This is a genomic window from Bacteroidota bacterium, from assembly GCA_023957335.1.
Classification (GTDB): domain Bacteria; phylum Bacteroidota; class Bacteroidia; order NS11-12g; family UBA955; genus JALOAG01.
Map to the genome: position 1 here is coordinate 75239 of JAMLHC010000004.1, position 15531 is coordinate 90769.

Genomic DNA, 15531 nt, shown 5'->3' on the forward strand with positions numbered 1-15531 from the left:
AAATTTTTTATGTCAGACTTGGCACAAGTATCACAAATACATAATGAACTCAACAAACAATTTGCTTATCTAAAGCTATTGTATGAAAACCTACCTCTGAGCGAAAAAGAGAAAACAAAATGGGTTGAACTCAGGCGTGGCAAGAAAATCCTATCTCTGATAGCATTGCACAATCCGGGACTAAGAGAAAGTCTTCAGAAATATACTTTTAGCACTACTCAAGAAGAAACCCTGCCGGTGAGCAGAGAAAGCCAGTCTTTTGAAACATTATTGAGCAATCTAAATACATTTATCAATCAGAATCGGAAATCAAGCTTTGTGGACTTTTTGAATCTTGGCAAAAAAAGCGATACAGTCTCCACACTCAATCTATTTACCCTTACACAAGAAAACAATTTGGATTGCTTTCTTGAAGAGCAAGACGCTACTTTTATCAAGGATATTGAAAATAAAATAGAAGAACAACAAGACATTGCAAACAAACTATGGCTGTCATTTCTGGTGTTTCGACAACTGACAGAAAGCAAGTCAGGCTTGAAAAAACACGGTTGTTTATTTGCAGAATACAGTCTTCCGGGCAATGAGAAAAATCTGTTCAACTTTCCGCTATTAGTTTGGGAAGCATATAATCATACAAAAACTCATAAAGAAAGAACATATTCAGGAAAACGCACACCTGTTACCGGTTTTGAAGAAATTACCCGAGAAATCTTTATTGAAACAGCCCTCAAACTCGTAGAAGGTAATACCAAAAATTTGATTGCCTTCTTTAGAAAGCAAGCAAAGTTTGACACACTCAATATTGAATCAAAAATCAGAATTAACTACCTGGTTGACAAAGCATTCGTATTGCCAAATAAGATTTACGAAAACGGATTTTCTAAAAATCATGCTTTACTCAAAACCCTGTGTTTGCATGGTGGTTTGAGAAAAGAAGATATGAAGAAAGATGGCAGTTTACTTTTGGCAGAACTTCTCGAATCTGAATCATTCTTAACAAAATTACAAGACAATTCAATGGAATGGGTTGTCAATATTTCTGCAAATTCTAAACCTTGCAAATTCAGTCAATTCAATAATTTGGATATAGTGCTGAAAGCTGAAAAATCAAGTGATTCCGAACTGATTGCAGAAGAAAACCACACTGAAGGTTTATGGGTTGAAACCATGATAGAAAATATAACTTCTGAAACCCAGCGATTTTTATCTATCTGATTTGGTCTTAATTAAAATCAAAGTTCAATAGTGGCGCGATGTCGCGCAATGCTTTGCTGCATAAATGACTTAACTGTAAACTGATTACAGTTCATCTTCATTAAAGAAATAATCATCTTGAGTGGGGTAATCACTCCATATTTCTTCAATACTTTCATACGGTTCGCCATCATCCTCAAGTTCTTGCAGGTTCTCAACAACTTCTAAAGGAGCTCCTGAACGAATTGTGTAGTCAATCAACTCATCCTTGGTAGCAGGCCATGGCGCATCATCTAAATATGAAACCAATTCTAATGTCCAATACATAATTTTATCCCTCGTTTTTGGTTTCGCAAAAGTAATAAAATAATTCAGAAAAAAAAGTCCTGTTTTTTCATCAGGTTAAACACATTTTCAAGAATACATGTAATTCAAATCAAATAAATATCACCACAAATTCTTTTTAATGTTTCTACAACAGCGATTGACCGGCTGTTTATCGACTCAATAACTTCCATTTTTCTTGTAACTAAGCATAGCATTTTTTAATTACTTTTGCAGACATAGAAAATAAGTTTAAAAGCCAAATGGCGAATCACTTAGGAAATATCAAAATAAAAGTTCAGATAGCTGACCGCACGTATCCTCTAACCGTTGACAGCAAAGACGAAGCGATTGTGCGCAAAGCTGCTAAAGAGATATCAGAAAAAGTAAATAACGTTATCAATACTATTTCTGTCCGAGACAATCAAGATTCAATTTCGGTTGTGGCTTTGGAATATGCCACTTTATATCTGAAACAAATGTATGCAGTCCAAGGAGAAAATAAGACAGACCAAGAAGTTGAACAATTGTTAAACCAACTTTCCTCTGAAATTTCTCTGTTAGAAAAAGCACTTTGAATTTATCCTAAAAGCATTTAGTTTTAAGACTTCTTTTCTCATTTATAAAATATAAAAAGAAAAAGAAATGGAAGTATTATTAATCGTGGTAGGAATAGTTGTCGGTTTGGTCGGTGGCTATTTTGTAGCGCAAAATGTGTTAAAAAAAGCCACCCAAAAAGAATCTGACAAGATTCTGGAAGAAGCCAAAAACAAAGGAGAATCAATCAAACAACAAAGAATTTTAGAAGCCAAAGAAAAATTTCTACAACTCAAATCAGAACACGACAGAGAAGTATCCAAGAGAAATCAGGAAATCGCTCAAAATGAAAACCGTTTGAAACAGAAAGAACAATCATTAGACTCCAAAATCGGTAACAACAATCGCAAAGAAGAAGAAGTAAATCGCACCAAAGCCGAACTCGAAGAGCAGATTGAAGCTGTTAAGGTTAAAAATCAAGAAATTGAGAAGCTAAGAAAGACCCAACTAAAACAGCTGGAGACTATTGCGGGACTTAGCATTAACGATGCAAAAGCCCAAATGCTTGAAGCGGTAAAAGCAGAAGCACACACAGACGCTATTGCACAAAGTCGTATCATTGTAGAAGAAGCTAAACTCAATGCGAGCAAAGAAGCCAAGCGGATTGTGCTGCAAACGATTCAGCGAACCGCTGCCGAACAAGCCATCGAAAATACCATCACAGTCTTTAACCTCGAAAATGACGAAGTAAAAGGTAGAATTATAGGCAGAGAAGGTAGAAATATCCGTGCACTTGAGGCTGCAACAGGAATTGAAATCATTGTGGACGACACCCCGGAAGCGGTTATATTGTCCGGATTTGACCCTATCCGCAGAGAGATTGCACGTCTGGCTTTGCACAGATTAGTAGCAGACGGAAGGATGCACCCTGCAAGAATAGAAGAGGTTGTAGAAAAAACTCGCAAAGACATTGAACAGGAGGTAATTGAAATTGGACAAAGAACGGTTGTAGATCTTGGAATCAGCGGTTTACATCCTGAACTAGTACGTATGGTGGGAAGAATGAGATATCGCTCTTCTTATGGTCAAAATCTTTTGAAACACTCACGTGAGGTAGCAAACCTTTGTGCAACAATGGCTGCCGAAATGGGATTGAATGTTAAACTTGCCAAACGAGCAGGTCTTTTACACGACATAGGCAAAGTTCCGGAAGACGATGCCGAAACACCGCACGCTTTGTTGGGTATGAAATTAGCCGAAAAATTCGGAGAGCATCCTGATGTATGCAACGCCATTGGTGCTCACCACGATGAGATTGAAATGACCTGCATGATTGCTCCCGTCATTCAAGCTTGCGATGCTATTTCAGGTTCCAGACCTGGCGCACGCAGAGAAGACACAGAATCTTATATCAAGAGACTCAAAGACCTCGAAAATCTCGCTATCAGTTTTGATGGTGTTGAAAAAGCATTTGCTATTCAAGCCGGCAGGGAGTTAAGAGTAATGGTAGAAAGTGAAAAAGTTTCTGACCAGCAAGCAGATGAACTTTCATTCGAAATAAGCCAGAAAATCATGAAAGAAATGATTTACCCCGGCCAAATAAAAATCACGGTTATCAGAGAAAGACGTGCTGTGAACTACGCTAAATAATATTTACTAAACCATATCAAACAAAATGTCAGAAACAAATGCATTAAAGTCAGTTGCACTCAACGAAGTGCACATTGCATTGGGTGCTAAAATGGTGCCTTTTGCGGGTTATTCAATGCCTTTACAATACAGCAACCTTATTCAGGAGCACAACGCAGTCAGAAACAGTGTGGGAGTGTTTGACGTCAGCCACATGGGTGAGTTTGTAATCAGCGGAGACAAAGCTATTGACCTGCTCCAATGGGTTACATCCAACGATGTGTCAAAGTTGGAAGATGGCAAAATACAATATAGTTGTCTGCCCAATGAACAAGGTGGAATCGTAGATGATTTGTTGATTTATCGCATCAACCCAAAAGTGTATTTACTGGTTGTCAATGCATCCAACATGGAAAAGGATTGGAACTGGATAAAAAACCACAACAAATTTGGAGCAGAAATGCTGGACATTTCTGAACAGACAAGTTTACTTGCCATTCAAGGTCCAAACGCTGCAACAGTGGTTCAGAAATTAACTGATGTGAATTTGGCTGAAATTCCTTATTACAGTTTTGTATATGGAAAAGTTGCCGGAATTGACAATGTATTAATCAGTTGCACAGGATATACCGGAGCAGGTGGCTTTGAGCTTTATGTTCAAAATCAAGATGTCAAAATACTATGGGATGCTGTGTTTGAAGCCGGAAAAGAATTTGGAATCCTGCCTTGCGGCTTGGGAGCCAGAGACACCTTACGTTTAGAAAAAGGCTTTTGCTTGTATGGAAATGATATTAATGACACAACTTCGCCTATTGAGGCTGGTTTGGGATGGATTACCAAATTCAACAAAGACTTTGTGCATAAAGCCTATCACGAGAAACTCAAAACCGAAGGTATAAATGAAAAATTAGTAGGCTTTGAAATGATTGACAAAGGTATTCCGCGTCATGACTATTTGATAAAAAATGCCAACAATGAAGAAATCGGCAGGGTTACGTCAGGAACTCAATCTCCTTCTCTGGGCAAAGCCATTGGTTTGGGTTATGTCAAGAAGGCTTATTCTGCTGTAGGCAGTGAGATTTTTGTGGATATTAGAGGTAAACTTATCAAGGCTCAGGTAGTTAAGATTCCTTTTCTATAAAGGATTGATAACATGAGCTAAAGAAAGGGAGAGAATTATAAACACAAATTTATTGTGCAGATATGCCAATAATAAGCGTCTTCAATTGTTAAGTTCCGATTGTCAATTCACGTTAAATTGTTTAACGCTTACGGCTACATTCAATCACAGTAGTCACAACTATCAAAACTCTATACCTTTCAACCCAAAGATTAGGTATTTTTGTTATTCAAATTAATTTTTACCAAGTTATGAGATTTTGATTGATATTCGCACATTAATATCCCGAATCAAAACCACTAAAATAATTATATTATGAAAATTAGATTTGTAATCACCGCTCTTGTAACAAGTTTATTTATTGCACACAATGCACATGCTTACGAGATAAGTCCTCTCACTAAAAGTGTATTTTCAAAAACCGTTACTTCAAACGAATTAAAACCCGTTAAGCAAGAATTAGTCTTTTATCCACTTTCCTTTGTTTTGAGTGGTTTTGAGCTTGGAACTGAGATTTTGACCAAACCAAACAATACGTTAAGAATTTCTGCCGGTTATTTTATGAGTAATAGTGCCAATTCATACAATACTTTTGGGAGTGAATCATTTTTTTACAACAGTATGGAAGGATTTAGATCAGAGTTACAGTATCGTTTTTACAGTCGTGATTTTTCAGCTCCTGACAATTTCTTCTTAGGCATATATGGAGTTTACAAGCATATCACACTAAAAGGAGAGCAAGAAACATATAATAATATGACCGGTGTTTATACTACTACACCTATTAACCATATATCGGATGCTGTTAGCATGGGCACAGTGTTAGGTTACAGAACCAGATTTTATGATATTTTTAGTATGGATTTCTTTTTTGGAGGCGGATTCACACCTACCAATATCAAAAATGCGAATGAAGTACATACATTTATGTTACCCTTCAGAAAGTCCATCAACCTAAGAGCGGGACTTACTTTGGGAATTAAGATTTAATACCTCTTTTTTTAGTTTTTTAACAAACTACTTTCCAGAATAAATTTAGTTACTTCTCTGAAAGGCAGTTTGTCTTTGGCAGAAAAATAACACGTTCCTATCACTTGTTTGGTTTGATTGGTTTGATTGGCAATCATTACAAATCTTTGGAACTCTGAGACCTTTCTGATTGCAGGTACAATTTGTTTTGCTTGAATATTCAACTCTTTTAAATCAAACAGAAAGAGAAAGCCTTTTTCATCAATATTAAACTCGGATAATATTTCAGGGCTGTTGGTATAAGGAACTATTTGTGTGCGAGCACTTGCTGAATGTGTTGGATAATAAAAACCCAAGCTATTCAACTTGTCAGGTAGGTTTATTGAGGGTAATAGAGCCGCATTTGCAGGTTGTTTTAGAAAATGGGCACTTAGCACAATCACCGAAGTATCAGACTCCTTGTTTTCATTCAACTTAGCATTTGAAAAAGGTTTGAAAGTTTTTTGAGCTTGTAAGTATTCATTCCACTCATATCGCACCTTGCCCGGTAATAATTTCAAAGCAAGTGATTGATTTTTTTTCAAATCATAATAGACAAGATCGGGAGCAGTTTTTTCATACACACGGTCAAGTATGGAATTATATGCATTGGGTTTCAACACTTGTTCAGCTTGTGAATATGAGAGCTGTTCTGCGCTTGTGTCATCAAACAACAAGGCTAAGTGTTTGCCACGCCACGCCAACACTGCATTATAGTTTTGCAAGCGTGTGTAGCTGATATCGTCAGTTTGCTCTATTGCTTGACAATGAATTTTGTCTCTATGTTGTGTAAGAAAATCACTCCATTTATCTACATTGGCAAGGCGGACAAACAAACAACTATATCCTTCATTGTGTTGAAACCACACCAACTCGCTAAATAAGTTTATACCCGGTTCTTTGGGGTTTTCTACAAAAGAAAATAAGTCCATTAATACCGCAGGATAAGGTAACTCGTGCAAATCAGTTGCTCCAGCGGAATATGCCTTTTTTAACACATTGCGCACATCAATAAATCCTGCTTTTTGAATGTCTTTTGGAATAAGTCCCAGCAGAGCAGGCGGTTGAGAAGAGCGATACCAAATAAATACCAACACTCCTAGTATCATCACAATCACAAGTGCAATCAGCCTTTTAGCAATCTTAAGCATGGCGCAAAGATAAATTGAAAAATACTCATTACTCGTTTGGTTCCGGGCGACCTAAAATTATACCTTCCCTAACTTTTTTATCAATCTCCTGCATTTCTTTTTTGTCTTGTTCACTCCATTGTATTTGCTGCTGAGTACCTTTAAAGTCCGGTTGGCCTGCATTAACCCATGCAGTAAACCAAAGGTCTGCAAGCATTTTTACAGCCCGTCTCATCTGGTCTTCCACCATGGCACCTAACTCTTTGTGATATGCTTTGCTAAACTCCTGTGAGTAAACCTTCACAGTGCTTGAGCCTCTTTGTTCAAAACTATATTTCTTCTCTTCGCTAAATTGCGTTGATATTCTCCTTTCAACATTCAACACGCTATCCACCAAAGAATGGCTATATTCTAAGTGTTGCCAAATGTGCGTATTAATATTTTCAACATAAGCTGCCTTTCCTATCATAAAATCATAACCCGATGCAAACAACTCTGGCAAACGACTTTCCCAAAGTGCATGAATCCCATGCTGATTAGTAAATTGCCCATTGTAATTAGCTGTTGTATGTAGCGGAACATTCAAATCGCCTACATAATGTCCAATGTCTGCTGAATAGCGAAAGATTTTATATAGGTCTTTTTCTTTAAAAGCATAGGTAAGGCGCTTTATCATCAACTCCAAATGCCACGGAACAATACCATGTTTTTGGAGTGTGTCTTCGCTGTACTTCATTACTGCTTCTTCCCACTGACGAGGGATAGTATCAAACGGCAAAGCACCTTCATATCGGTCTGCATCTAAAAAGTGACGTGCGCCTTCTTCCGGTACGGCATAGCGTCTGCTATCAGGGTCGGGTGCATGGTCAGACAAAAATGAGAGGTTCAGCTTATAGAGTCCAAAGATTTCAGGAGGGAGCGCGAAGACTGCAAGTTCATTGATTTTCTTATGTGCATAGAATCCCCATGCAAAAGTTTGGGTGGACAACAATAACAACCCAAGCAAAATCAATATTCTTGCCTTGCTTGTCCTCATTTCAATTCAAAAGTCGGATTTAATCGGTTCAGATATAATTTGATTGTATTTTCCAAACCAAGATAAAGAGCATCACAAATAAGTGCATGACCTATACTCACTTCAAGCAATCCCGGAATATTGGAATAGAAATAATGTAGATTTTTTAAATCGAGGTCATGTCCTGCATTGAGTCCAAGCCCAACTTGTTGCGCAGCTTTTGCAACTTCAATATAGGGCAAAATGGCTTTCTCCCTGTTTTGATGATATCCCCAAGCATAAGGACCGGTGTATAGTTCAATTCTATCTGTTCCTGTTTGTTGAGCAGCTTCTATCAGTTTAGGTTCTGCATTCAGAAAGATAGACACCCTGATTCCCGCTTCTTTGTATGGAGCAATCAAATCCCTTAATCTGCTTTTGTCTTTTACGGTGTCCCAACCGTGATCGCTGGTCAACTGGTTTTCTGCATCCGGTACGAGAGTAACCTGTGCAGGTCTTATTTCTAACACCTTTCGGGTAAACTCTTTTGTTGGATTTCCTTCAATATTAAACTCAGTTGTAACAATTTTAGAAAGCGGTTCCAAGTCATCATATCTCACATGTCGTTGATCGGGGCGAGGGTGCACCGTTATTCCTTGTGCTCCGAATCGTTCACAATCTTGTGCAACAGTTATCAGATGAGGGTTGTTAGTTCCTCTACTGTTGCGGATAAGCGCAATTTTATTGATGTTTACACTGAGTTTGGTGTGATTTGTCATAGGATTGCAAAGCTAAATTATAAAACCTTAAGGTTACAATCACTCCAAACTTTGCCGGAAAGCTTGGTGCAGACATTATCCGTATTATAAGTCTTGAAAAAGCATTGGACAAAAGGCTCTTAAGAATTTAATGCTCAAAAAATTTGTTATTCAAGCAATAAATCGGACTTTTGTCTGCAATGTCAGCGCATAGACATTTTCTAAGAGATTCCATATTTTTTCAGAGCCTAAATTGGTTGGTCAAGCCCTTGTGGATATTCCTAATTGACAGAGAGGTTCAAAACCATTTGGGGTTGGAGGTGTATGGTAAATACTTGATACACTTCAACTTTACTTTTTTGTTTATTGTGTTGCTGGATATTGGCATGCATAATTACCAGACCCGAAAGATTGCTGAGAACAGAGGGTTTTTGCAAACAGGCACACCGGGTTTGTTATGGATAAAGTTATTGTTGAGTTTTATATATATGGTTTTTGTGTGGCAAGCAGGGTTGCTCAATGGATTGGGCACATTTTGGTTGCTTGCAATCGGGTTGAATCAAGTCTTAAACTCTTGGATTCTATTTTTTAGAACTCCACTGGCAGGATTACATTTATTCCGAATTGAAGCCGTTGTTTCTGTTTTAGATAGAACATTAGCCGGTATAGGTTGCGGAATATTCTTGTTTTCCGGTAGTTTACAACAATACTTCGGTCTGAAAGAGTTTGTGTTGTTTCAAACAGCCGCACTTTCCATTGGCTTATTGTTTGTGATAGGAGTCTGCATCCAAAAGAAGGCTATTGTTACCATTGCATTACCGGATTTTTCTAAATTCAAATCCTTGTTTTTAGCTAACCTGCCTTTTGCTATATTGACACTCATTATGAACTTTTATACCCGTTTAGATGTAATTTTTATAAGCCATCTGTATCCTCACAACGCTAATTATGAAGCCGGTATCTATGCTCATAGCTATCGCTTTTTGGATGCAGCCGGAATGTATGCTATGTTGTTTACAGGAATGTTACTGCCCATATTCTCCCGACAATTAGCCCGTAAAGAAGATTTCAGTTCTATCTTAAAATTAGTCTTAAAATTTGTATTGATACCGGGAATGTGGTTGGTGGTGCTTGCACTGCAGAAGGGTGTTGAAATCATGGATGTGCTTTATTCAACGGATAGTATCAATGAAACTTTGCGTTCTTCTTCTGTATTTACGTGGTTGATGATATCTTACCTTCCTATGTCTATTTCTTTGGTGTTAGGCTCTTTGCTTACTGCCGGCAACTATATCAAAAATTTAATTTATGCAACCTCAACTGCACTACTGATTCTAACAGTTGCTTGCTTTGTATTGGTGCCTGAACAAGGTGCATTAGGTGCTGCCAAGGCAGTATTTATTACCCAGACTTCAGTAATGATTTTTTCATTGATACTTGCCAAGAAATTTTTTCCAAAACCGGATGCTGCCAATCTTAAGTTAATCGGAAAATTATTATTGGTAGGTGTGTTGATTTGGTTGGTCGGTTGGGTGTTAGACAATGTGCTGCACGCCACTTTAATGTGGTTCAGTATTGGAACTCTATTTACTACTGCTGTGCTTGTTTTGGTATTTAAACTATTCAATTTTACACAACTAAAAATTTTAAGAAGAGGCTAAATATAAAAACTATTTTCGCGTTCTGCTTTTCAAACCTTGAATATGAGTAATAAAGAAAATAATATACTTACATTAAGCGAAATCATTGATTTCATTTGGCGTTGGAAAAAACCCCTGATTATCATTTCGATTATCACAATTGTCATGGCAGCTATTTTTTCAAGCCCTGCTTTTATCACACCAAAATTTGAGTCAACCGTTGTTTTTTATCCTGCGACAACAAACTCAATTTCAAAATCATTATTACCTGAGAGAGGTGAAAGAGCACAAGATGCCCTCGAGTTTGGAGCCGAAGAAGAAGCCGAAAAAGCTTTGCAGATTTTGCAATCCAGTAAATTGCGCGACAAGCTGGTTTCACATTTTGATTTGATGAAACATTATAAGATTGACCCATCCAAAGACAAATACCCTTATACCAAACTTGAGAAAGAATTGGATGCGAATATCAAAGTGAGCAGAACTCGCTATTTGTCCATTCGTATTGATGTACTTGATGAAAACCCTCAAATGGCTGCCAACATAGCTACAGTAATGGCAAACCTATATGACACCATTCGCTCTCAAATTAATCTTGAGCGTGCAGTTCCGGCTTTGCATATCATTGAAAAAGCGTATCAGGAAAAACAAACCATGATTGACGGACTGCACAAACAGATGCAGGAGCTTGGTCATCAAGGGGTGGTAAACTATGAAGAACAATCCAAATCTATCCAAGAAGCTTTAATTATAGCGGGTGGTGGAGCTTTAAAAGGAGATAGTAAGATGAAAACCGGACAAAAAGTGGTCGATGACCTTTTGGACAGACAATCTAAATTGGTTGAATTCGGAGGGATGTATCTTTCTATTGTAGAAAAAATCAAATTAGAGGAGGAAAAACTCAGTGATATCAAAGCTAAGTTAGACCGTGCCAAAGTAGATGTAGATGAAACCATGACCAACCAGTTCAGAGTGAGTGACGCAACTCCTGCTGAGAAAAAATCTTATCCCGTACGCTGGCTCATTGTGGTGATAAGTTTGATGGTTGCCTTGACCGGCTCTACTATTGTTTTTGCATTTGTTGAAAAGGTACGCAACAATAAAAAAGAAAAGGTTCACACTCAGGTTTCCTAACACTATTGGAAAAACTCCGATCAAATATCAACCCTATTTGGCTTGTAACAATCGGTTCGATGATGGGACTGATTCCGGTAGTAGGGTTTATATTCGGCTTTCCTGAGATTTCTGTTTTTCCACTCGTTTTAATTGTCATTTGGTTGGCTTTTGCTTATCCTATTGCATTTACCATATTAATAGCGGGATTGGTCCCTTTGTCTATTCAATTTAATGATATTGGTGACGGACTGGGTTTGGCACTACCTACCGAACCCATGATGATACTTTTTTTTGGTTTGCTCTTCTTCCGATTTTGGATCAAAGGAGAACTGAATCTGAAATTAATCAAACACCCTATTATCCTCATAGCGCTCCTTTATCTTACTTGGTATTTTATCACAAGCCTGACAAGTACCATGCTTTTTGTTTCCATCAAGTCATTTACTGCAAAATTGTGGTTCATTGCAATTTTTCTACTCTTTTTGGCACCTCATCTGACCAGTCAACGAGTGATAAAACAACTTCTATATGCCATGATAGCAGGAGGAACCATCATGGTTTGTTATACCTTGATACGCCATGCAGGAGAAGGATTTGTAAGAATACATTCCTACACCATCATGCGTCCGTTTTTTAGCGACCATGGCAGTTATGCAGCTTTCTTAGCCATGTTTACTCCAATTTTGTTTGCATTTTCTGTGTTTGGCAAGAAGTTTAATATTTCTATTTGGGGTAGGATAATTTTGGGCATTCTGTGCATTATTTTCTTAATGGGAATTTTGTTTTCTTACACACGGGCGACCTGGATGAGTATTGTTGCTATGCTTGGGTTTGCAGTATTAGTGCATTACAAAATGACATTCAAACAAATGCTGTTTGGAGTGGTAATTTCTATTGGCTTTATTTTATGGAATCAGAACTCTATTTTGGATGAATTGTCGCGCAATAAACAAGATTCCGCAGAGAACATTGAAGATAACATGAAATCGGTTTCCAATATCTCTACCGACCCATCTAATCTCGAAAGAATTAACCGTTGGAAATGCGCAATCGCAATGGTCAAAGACAAACCTATTTTTGGCTTTGGACCCTATACCTACACTTTTCAATATGCACCTTATCAACGACCGGAAGATTTAACAGTTATCAGCACCAATGCCGGCACACTCGGAAATGCACATAGCGAATATTTTATGGCTTTGTCAGAAATGGGATACATAGGCGCCATTCTCGTATTGGGGTTATTCCTGTCATCGCTGTATATTGGTATGAAACTTTACCAAAAAGCACAAAAAGATTGGATTAGAATTTTGGCGATTGCAATTACCATGGGCTTGTTTACATACTACATCCACGGGCTGATTAACAATTATTCCGAATACGATAAAATTAGCGTTCCATTGTGGAGTTTCCTTGCCATTTTGACCGCTTTGGATTTATATCACACAAAATACGAGGCTAATCCCAAACCCCAATAGTATGTCAAGTCAGGAACAAAATAACAAGAGTATTTTCAGACAGCTACTCTCCCATCGACTTGGGTTATTTGGTATTATATGGGTATCACTCTGTTTAATCATCGCCCTGCTCGGTTATATTATCACACCCGATAATTCTCCACTTGCCAATAGAATCAACCTGCATGCTGCTTTTCTTACACCTATGAGCAAAGTCATGCTTTATAAACCTTCTCAAACACAGGATCAGAAGACATCATTTTTTTCAAAATTACTATCCGGCAACCCTCAATCTGCCAATTACAAAGTCTATAATCGCAGAGAAGTAAAATCAGATTCATTTTTTTTATGGTTTGACAAACCGGATGCTGCTTCTTTTCCGGTTGCCGATGGTTTGATAAACACTGATTCAAAGTCTTTTCATCAACCCTTTACGTTCTATCTCGGCTCAGACAATTATGGCAGAGATGTATTCAGCCGTCTTTTATTAGGCGCACGTATTTCATTTTCAGTGGGACTGATTGCAGTTTTGATTTCGCTCGTGATGGGTGTTTCATTGGGTTTATTGGCCGGCTATTATGGAAGATGGGTTGATAAAGTCATTATGTGGTTTGCAAGCGTGTTGTGGTCTCTACCAACATTATTATTAGTGCTTGCTATTAGTTTCGCTTTGGGCAAAGGTTTCTGGCAAATTTTTGTAGCCATTGGATTGAGCAGTTGGGTCGAGCTCACAAGGGTGGTACGTGGAGAAGTGATGAGTATCAAAGAAAAAGAGTATATAAAAGCAGCCAAATTATTGGGAGTCAAGGATTTTAGTATTCTATTCAGACACATATTACCCAATGTTGCCGGCTCTGTGATTGTGATATGCGCTGCCAACTTTGCTTCAGCCATTTTACTGGAAGCGGGTTTGAGTTTTTTGGGTTTGGGTGTCAAACCGCCCACACCGAGTTGGGGAATTATGATTAATGATTATTACGGATTCATCCTTTTGGGCAAAGCCTATTTGGCACTTGTTCCGGGTTTTGCTATTATGATGCTGGTGGTTGCGCTCAATTTTATTGGTATTGCCTTAAGAGACGTGCTGAACCGGTGAAACCAAGTCGATATTTAATACTTATAAAATCAAAATAGAAATATCCGCATGCAATTAAAAAAAACCTTTTAATTCGCAGTTCATAAAACGTATCATTATGTCAGCGGAAAAAACAGCAAAAAGCAAAGGAATTTATTGGGTATTATTTCTTGCATCACTCTCAGTTTTGGTTTTACTCTTGATGTTCCTTCCCGAAGTTTTTTGGATGGCATTGCCCTCCACAGTAACATGCTTTGCTTTGGGAATGGATTGGATTTAGTTTTTGTGACTTTGTCTAAAAATCATTTATGCGCAAGCGTGTAATCAGACATAAGTCCATTAAGAAAACCCGCAAAAGAAAACCCGGCTTGCCTCCGGGAACCTTAATTCGTCAAAGCGAAGATGCACAAACCGAATCTAAACTCGGTTATTTCCTCTACAATCAAGATTTTGTTGAAGAAAAACACATTCAATCCTTAGCCGAACTTCCTCAAAAATCAAAAGATAAATTCTTTTGGCTGAATGTTACCGGTTTAAACAATATAGAACTTCTTAAGGAAATCGGAAAAGTTTTTAACCTTCATCCGCTTTTGTTGGAAGATATAATCAATACAGACCAAAGACCCAAGTTTGATGATTTTGAAAATCGAATTTCGCTCACTTTAAGACTCTATAATTCCGAAAACACAGAACTAAATTTAGAAGGGGAACAAGTAACACTTGTGATGGGAGACAACTTCATCATATCTTTTCTGGAAAAGCCTACCGACATCTTCGAACCTATTTATGAAAGACTGAGAAAAACCAGAAGTGGAGTGCGTTCATATAAATCGGACTTCCTTTTGTATGCATTGGCAGACCTTATTGTTGACCATTATTTTGTATTCATTGAAAACTTAGGCGATAGAATTGTGGACTTAGAAGACTCTCTTTTTGATGAGGCAAATGATAAAAATCTGGAAAGAATCCACACAATGAAAACAGAGCTATTGACATTCAGACGCAACGTTTTTCCGCTTCGTGAAGCCATCAGTCAGATTCAAAGAAGCAATTCAAAATTGATATTGGTTGAGACTCAGAGATTTTGGACAGATGCTTACGACCATGTCATCAGAATTATTGACTTACTGGAAAACTACCGAGAACTCAACAGCGGACTACGTGATATTTATCTGTCAGGATTAAGCATTAAAATGAACAAAATCATGCAATTACTGACCATTATTTCTACTATCTTCATTCCTCTCACGTTCATTGTTGGAGTATATGGCATGAACTTCAACAATATGCCTGAACTTACTTGGCATAATGGCTATTATGGCGTATGGCTTATCATGATTCTGATTGTACTCGGAATGCTGATTTTCTTCAAAAGAAGAAAGTGGTTGTAGTATTTTTTATACACTTTTGAATATGGAAAAATGTGGCTCTGAGATGGATTAAGGGACACGAACTTCTATATAAGTTATTCTAATTTACTACATATAAATAATTTACATAAGTTTAAAGATTGATTTTCTAGCCTGACCGGCAGAACATTTCATTCATATTG

The 15531-nt window shown here is 37.6% G+C and carries 15 protein-coding genes; 11 read left to right on the top strand and 4 right to left on the bottom strand.

All coding sequences use genetic code 11. From position 1 onward, the window contains the following. Positions 1-18 precede the first annotated feature (18 nt). Positions 19-1215: a hypothetical protein gene (locus tag M9892_08560; protein MCO5254399.1), complete on the top strand. Its 1197-nt coding sequence runs from the start codon at positions 19-21 to the stop codon at positions 1213-1215. Between the two features lie 84 nt (positions 1216-1299). Here the strand turns inward: M9892_08560 and M9892_08565 are convergent, their stop codons facing one another. Beyond that, positions 1300-1521 (bottom strand): DUF2795 domain-containing protein, encoded by a 222-nt coding sequence (locus tag M9892_08565; protein MCO5254400.1) that lies wholly within the window; start codon positions 1519-1521, stop codon positions 1300-1302. Positions 1522-1781: 260 nt separating this feature from the next. Between M9892_08565 and M9892_08570 the strand changes: the two genes are divergently transcribed. The 4 genes from M9892_08570 (at position 1782) to M9892_08585 (ending at position 5794) form a co-directional block, all read left to right on the top strand. Continuing rightward, on the top strand, positions 1782-2096 hold the full coding sequence (locus M9892_08570) for a cell division protein ZapA (GenBank protein MCO5254401.1): 315 nt from the start codon (positions 1782-1784) through the stop codon (positions 2094-2096). Positions 2097-2163: 67 nt separating this feature from the next. Continuing rightward, positions 2164-3705, top strand: coding sequence for a ribonuclease Y (rny, locus tag M9892_08575; GenBank protein MCO5254402.1), 1542 nt, complete (start codon positions 2164-2166; stop codon positions 3703-3705). Positions 3706-3730: 25 nt separating this feature from the next. Continuing rightward, positions 3731-4825 (top strand): glycine cleavage system aminomethyltransferase GcvT, encoded by a 1095-nt coding sequence (gcvT, locus tag M9892_08580; GenBank protein MCO5254403.1) that lies wholly within the window; start codon positions 3731-3733, stop codon positions 4823-4825. A 294-nt stretch (positions 4826-5119) separates the two neighbouring features. Next, positions 5120-5794, top strand: a complete 675-nt coding sequence (locus M9892_08585) for a hypothetical protein (GenBank protein MCO5254404.1) — start codon at positions 5120-5122, stop codon at positions 5792-5794. An 11-nt stretch (positions 5795-5805) separates the two neighbouring features. On the opposite strand, the gene M9892_08590 is transcribed toward M9892_08585, so the two are convergent. The 3 genes from M9892_08590 to M9892_08600 are packed head-to-tail and all read right to left on the bottom strand — an operon-like array spanning position 5806 to position 8715. Then, positions 5806-6963, bottom strand: a complete 1158-nt coding sequence (locus M9892_08590; protein MCO5254405.1) for a DUF4836 family protein — start codon at positions 6961-6963, stop codon at positions 5806-5808. Between the two features lie 28 nt (positions 6964-6991). Next, positions 6992-7978, bottom strand: coding sequence for a zinc dependent phospholipase C family protein (locus M9892_08595; protein ID MCO5254406.1), 987 nt, complete (start codon positions 7976-7978; stop codon positions 6992-6994). Then, entirely contained in the window at positions 7975-8715 is a 741-nt protein-coding gene (locus M9892_08600; protein ID MCO5254407.1) for a pyridoxine 5'-phosphate synthase, read from the bottom strand. The genes M9892_08595 and M9892_08600 overlap by 4 nt, the downstream gene beginning before the upstream one ends. A 179-nt stretch (positions 8716-8894) precedes the next feature. Between M9892_08600 and M9892_08605 the strand changes: the two genes are divergently transcribed. The 6 genes from M9892_08605 to corA all read left to right on the top strand — a co-directional run bounded on the left by M9892_08605 (position 8895) and on the right by corA (position 15370). Further along, the gene (locus M9892_08605; protein ID MCO5254408.1) at positions 8895-10355 is read left to right on the top strand and encodes an oligosaccharide flippase family protein; all 1461 of its coding nucleotides are present in this window, start codon (positions 8895-8897) and stop codon (positions 10353-10355) included. A 42-nt stretch (positions 10356-10397) separates the two neighbouring features. Next, entirely contained in the window at positions 10398-11465 is a 1068-nt protein-coding gene (locus M9892_08610) for a Wzz/FepE/Etk N-terminal domain-containing protein (protein MCO5254409.1), read from the top strand. Between the two features lie 5 nt (positions 11466-11470). Continuing rightward, complete coding sequence (locus M9892_08615) at positions 11471-12925, top strand: O-antigen ligase family protein (protein MCO5254410.1); 1455 nt, start codon at positions 11471-11473, stop codon at positions 12923-12925. Between the two features lies 1 nt (position 12926). Continuing rightward, a complete protein-coding gene (locus M9892_08620; GenBank protein ID MCO5254411.1) occupies positions 12927-14000 on the top strand; it encodes an ABC transporter permease in 1074 nt (357 codons plus the stop codon). Between the two features lie 97 nt (positions 14001-14097). After that, positions 14098-14259: a hypothetical protein gene (locus M9892_08625; GenBank protein MCO5254412.1), complete on the top strand. Its 162-nt coding sequence runs from the start codon at positions 14098-14100 to the stop codon at positions 14257-14259. 28 nt (positions 14260-14287) lie between these two features. After that, entirely contained in the window at positions 14288-15370 is a 1083-nt protein-coding gene (corA, locus tag M9892_08630; GenBank protein MCO5254413.1) for a magnesium/cobalt transporter CorA, read from the top strand. The last annotated feature ends 161 nt before the right edge of the window (positions 15371-15531 follow it).

Bases quoted from the DNA above. Each gene is read 5' to 3' on its own strand.
- M9892_08600 (MCO5254407.1), bottom strand. From the start codon at position 8,715: ATGACAAATCACACCAAACTCAGTGTAAACATCAATAAAATTGCGCTT.
- M9892_08565 (MCO5254400.1), bottom strand. From the start codon at position 1,521: ATGTATTGGACATTAGAATTGGTTTCATATTTAGATGATGCGCCATGG.
- M9892_08605 (MCO5254408.1), top strand. From the start codon at position 8,895: ATGTCAGCGCATAGACATTTTCTAAGAGATTCCATATTTTTTCAGAGC.
- M9892_08625 (MCO5254412.1), top strand. From the start codon at position 14,098: ATGTCAGCGGAAAAAACAGCAAAAAGCAAAGGAATTTATTGGGTATTA.
- M9892_08570 (MCO5254401.1), top strand. From the start codon at position 1,782: ATGGCGAATCACTTAGGAAATATCAAAATAAAAGTTCAGATAGCTGAC.
- rny (MCO5254402.1), top strand. From the start codon at position 2,164: ATGGAAGTATTATTAATCGTGGTAGGAATAGTTGTCGGTTTGGTCGGT.
- M9892_08590 (MCO5254405.1), bottom strand. From the start codon at position 6,963: ATGCTTAAGATTGCTAAAAGGCTGATTGCACTTGTGATTGTGATGATA.
- M9892_08620 (MCO5254411.1), top strand. From the start codon at position 12,927: ATGTCAAGTCAGGAACAAAATAACAAGAGTATTTTCAGACAGCTACTC.
- corA (MCO5254413.1), top strand. From the start codon at position 14,288: ATGCGCAAGCGTGTAATCAGACATAAGTCCATTAAGAAAACCCGCAAA.
- M9892_08610 (MCO5254409.1), top strand. From the start codon at position 10,398: ATGAGTAATAAAGAAAATAATATACTTACATTAAGCGAAATCATTGAT.
- gcvT (MCO5254403.1), top strand. From the start codon at position 3,731: ATGTCAGAAACAAATGCATTAAAGTCAGTTGCACTCAACGAAGTGCAC.
- M9892_08585 (MCO5254404.1), top strand. From the start codon at position 5,120: ATGAAAATTAGATTTGTAATCACCGCTCTTGTAACAAGTTTATTTATT.
- M9892_08595 (MCO5254406.1), bottom strand. From the start codon at position 7,978: ATGAGGACAAGCAAGGCAAGAATATTGATTTTGCTTGGGTTGTTATTG.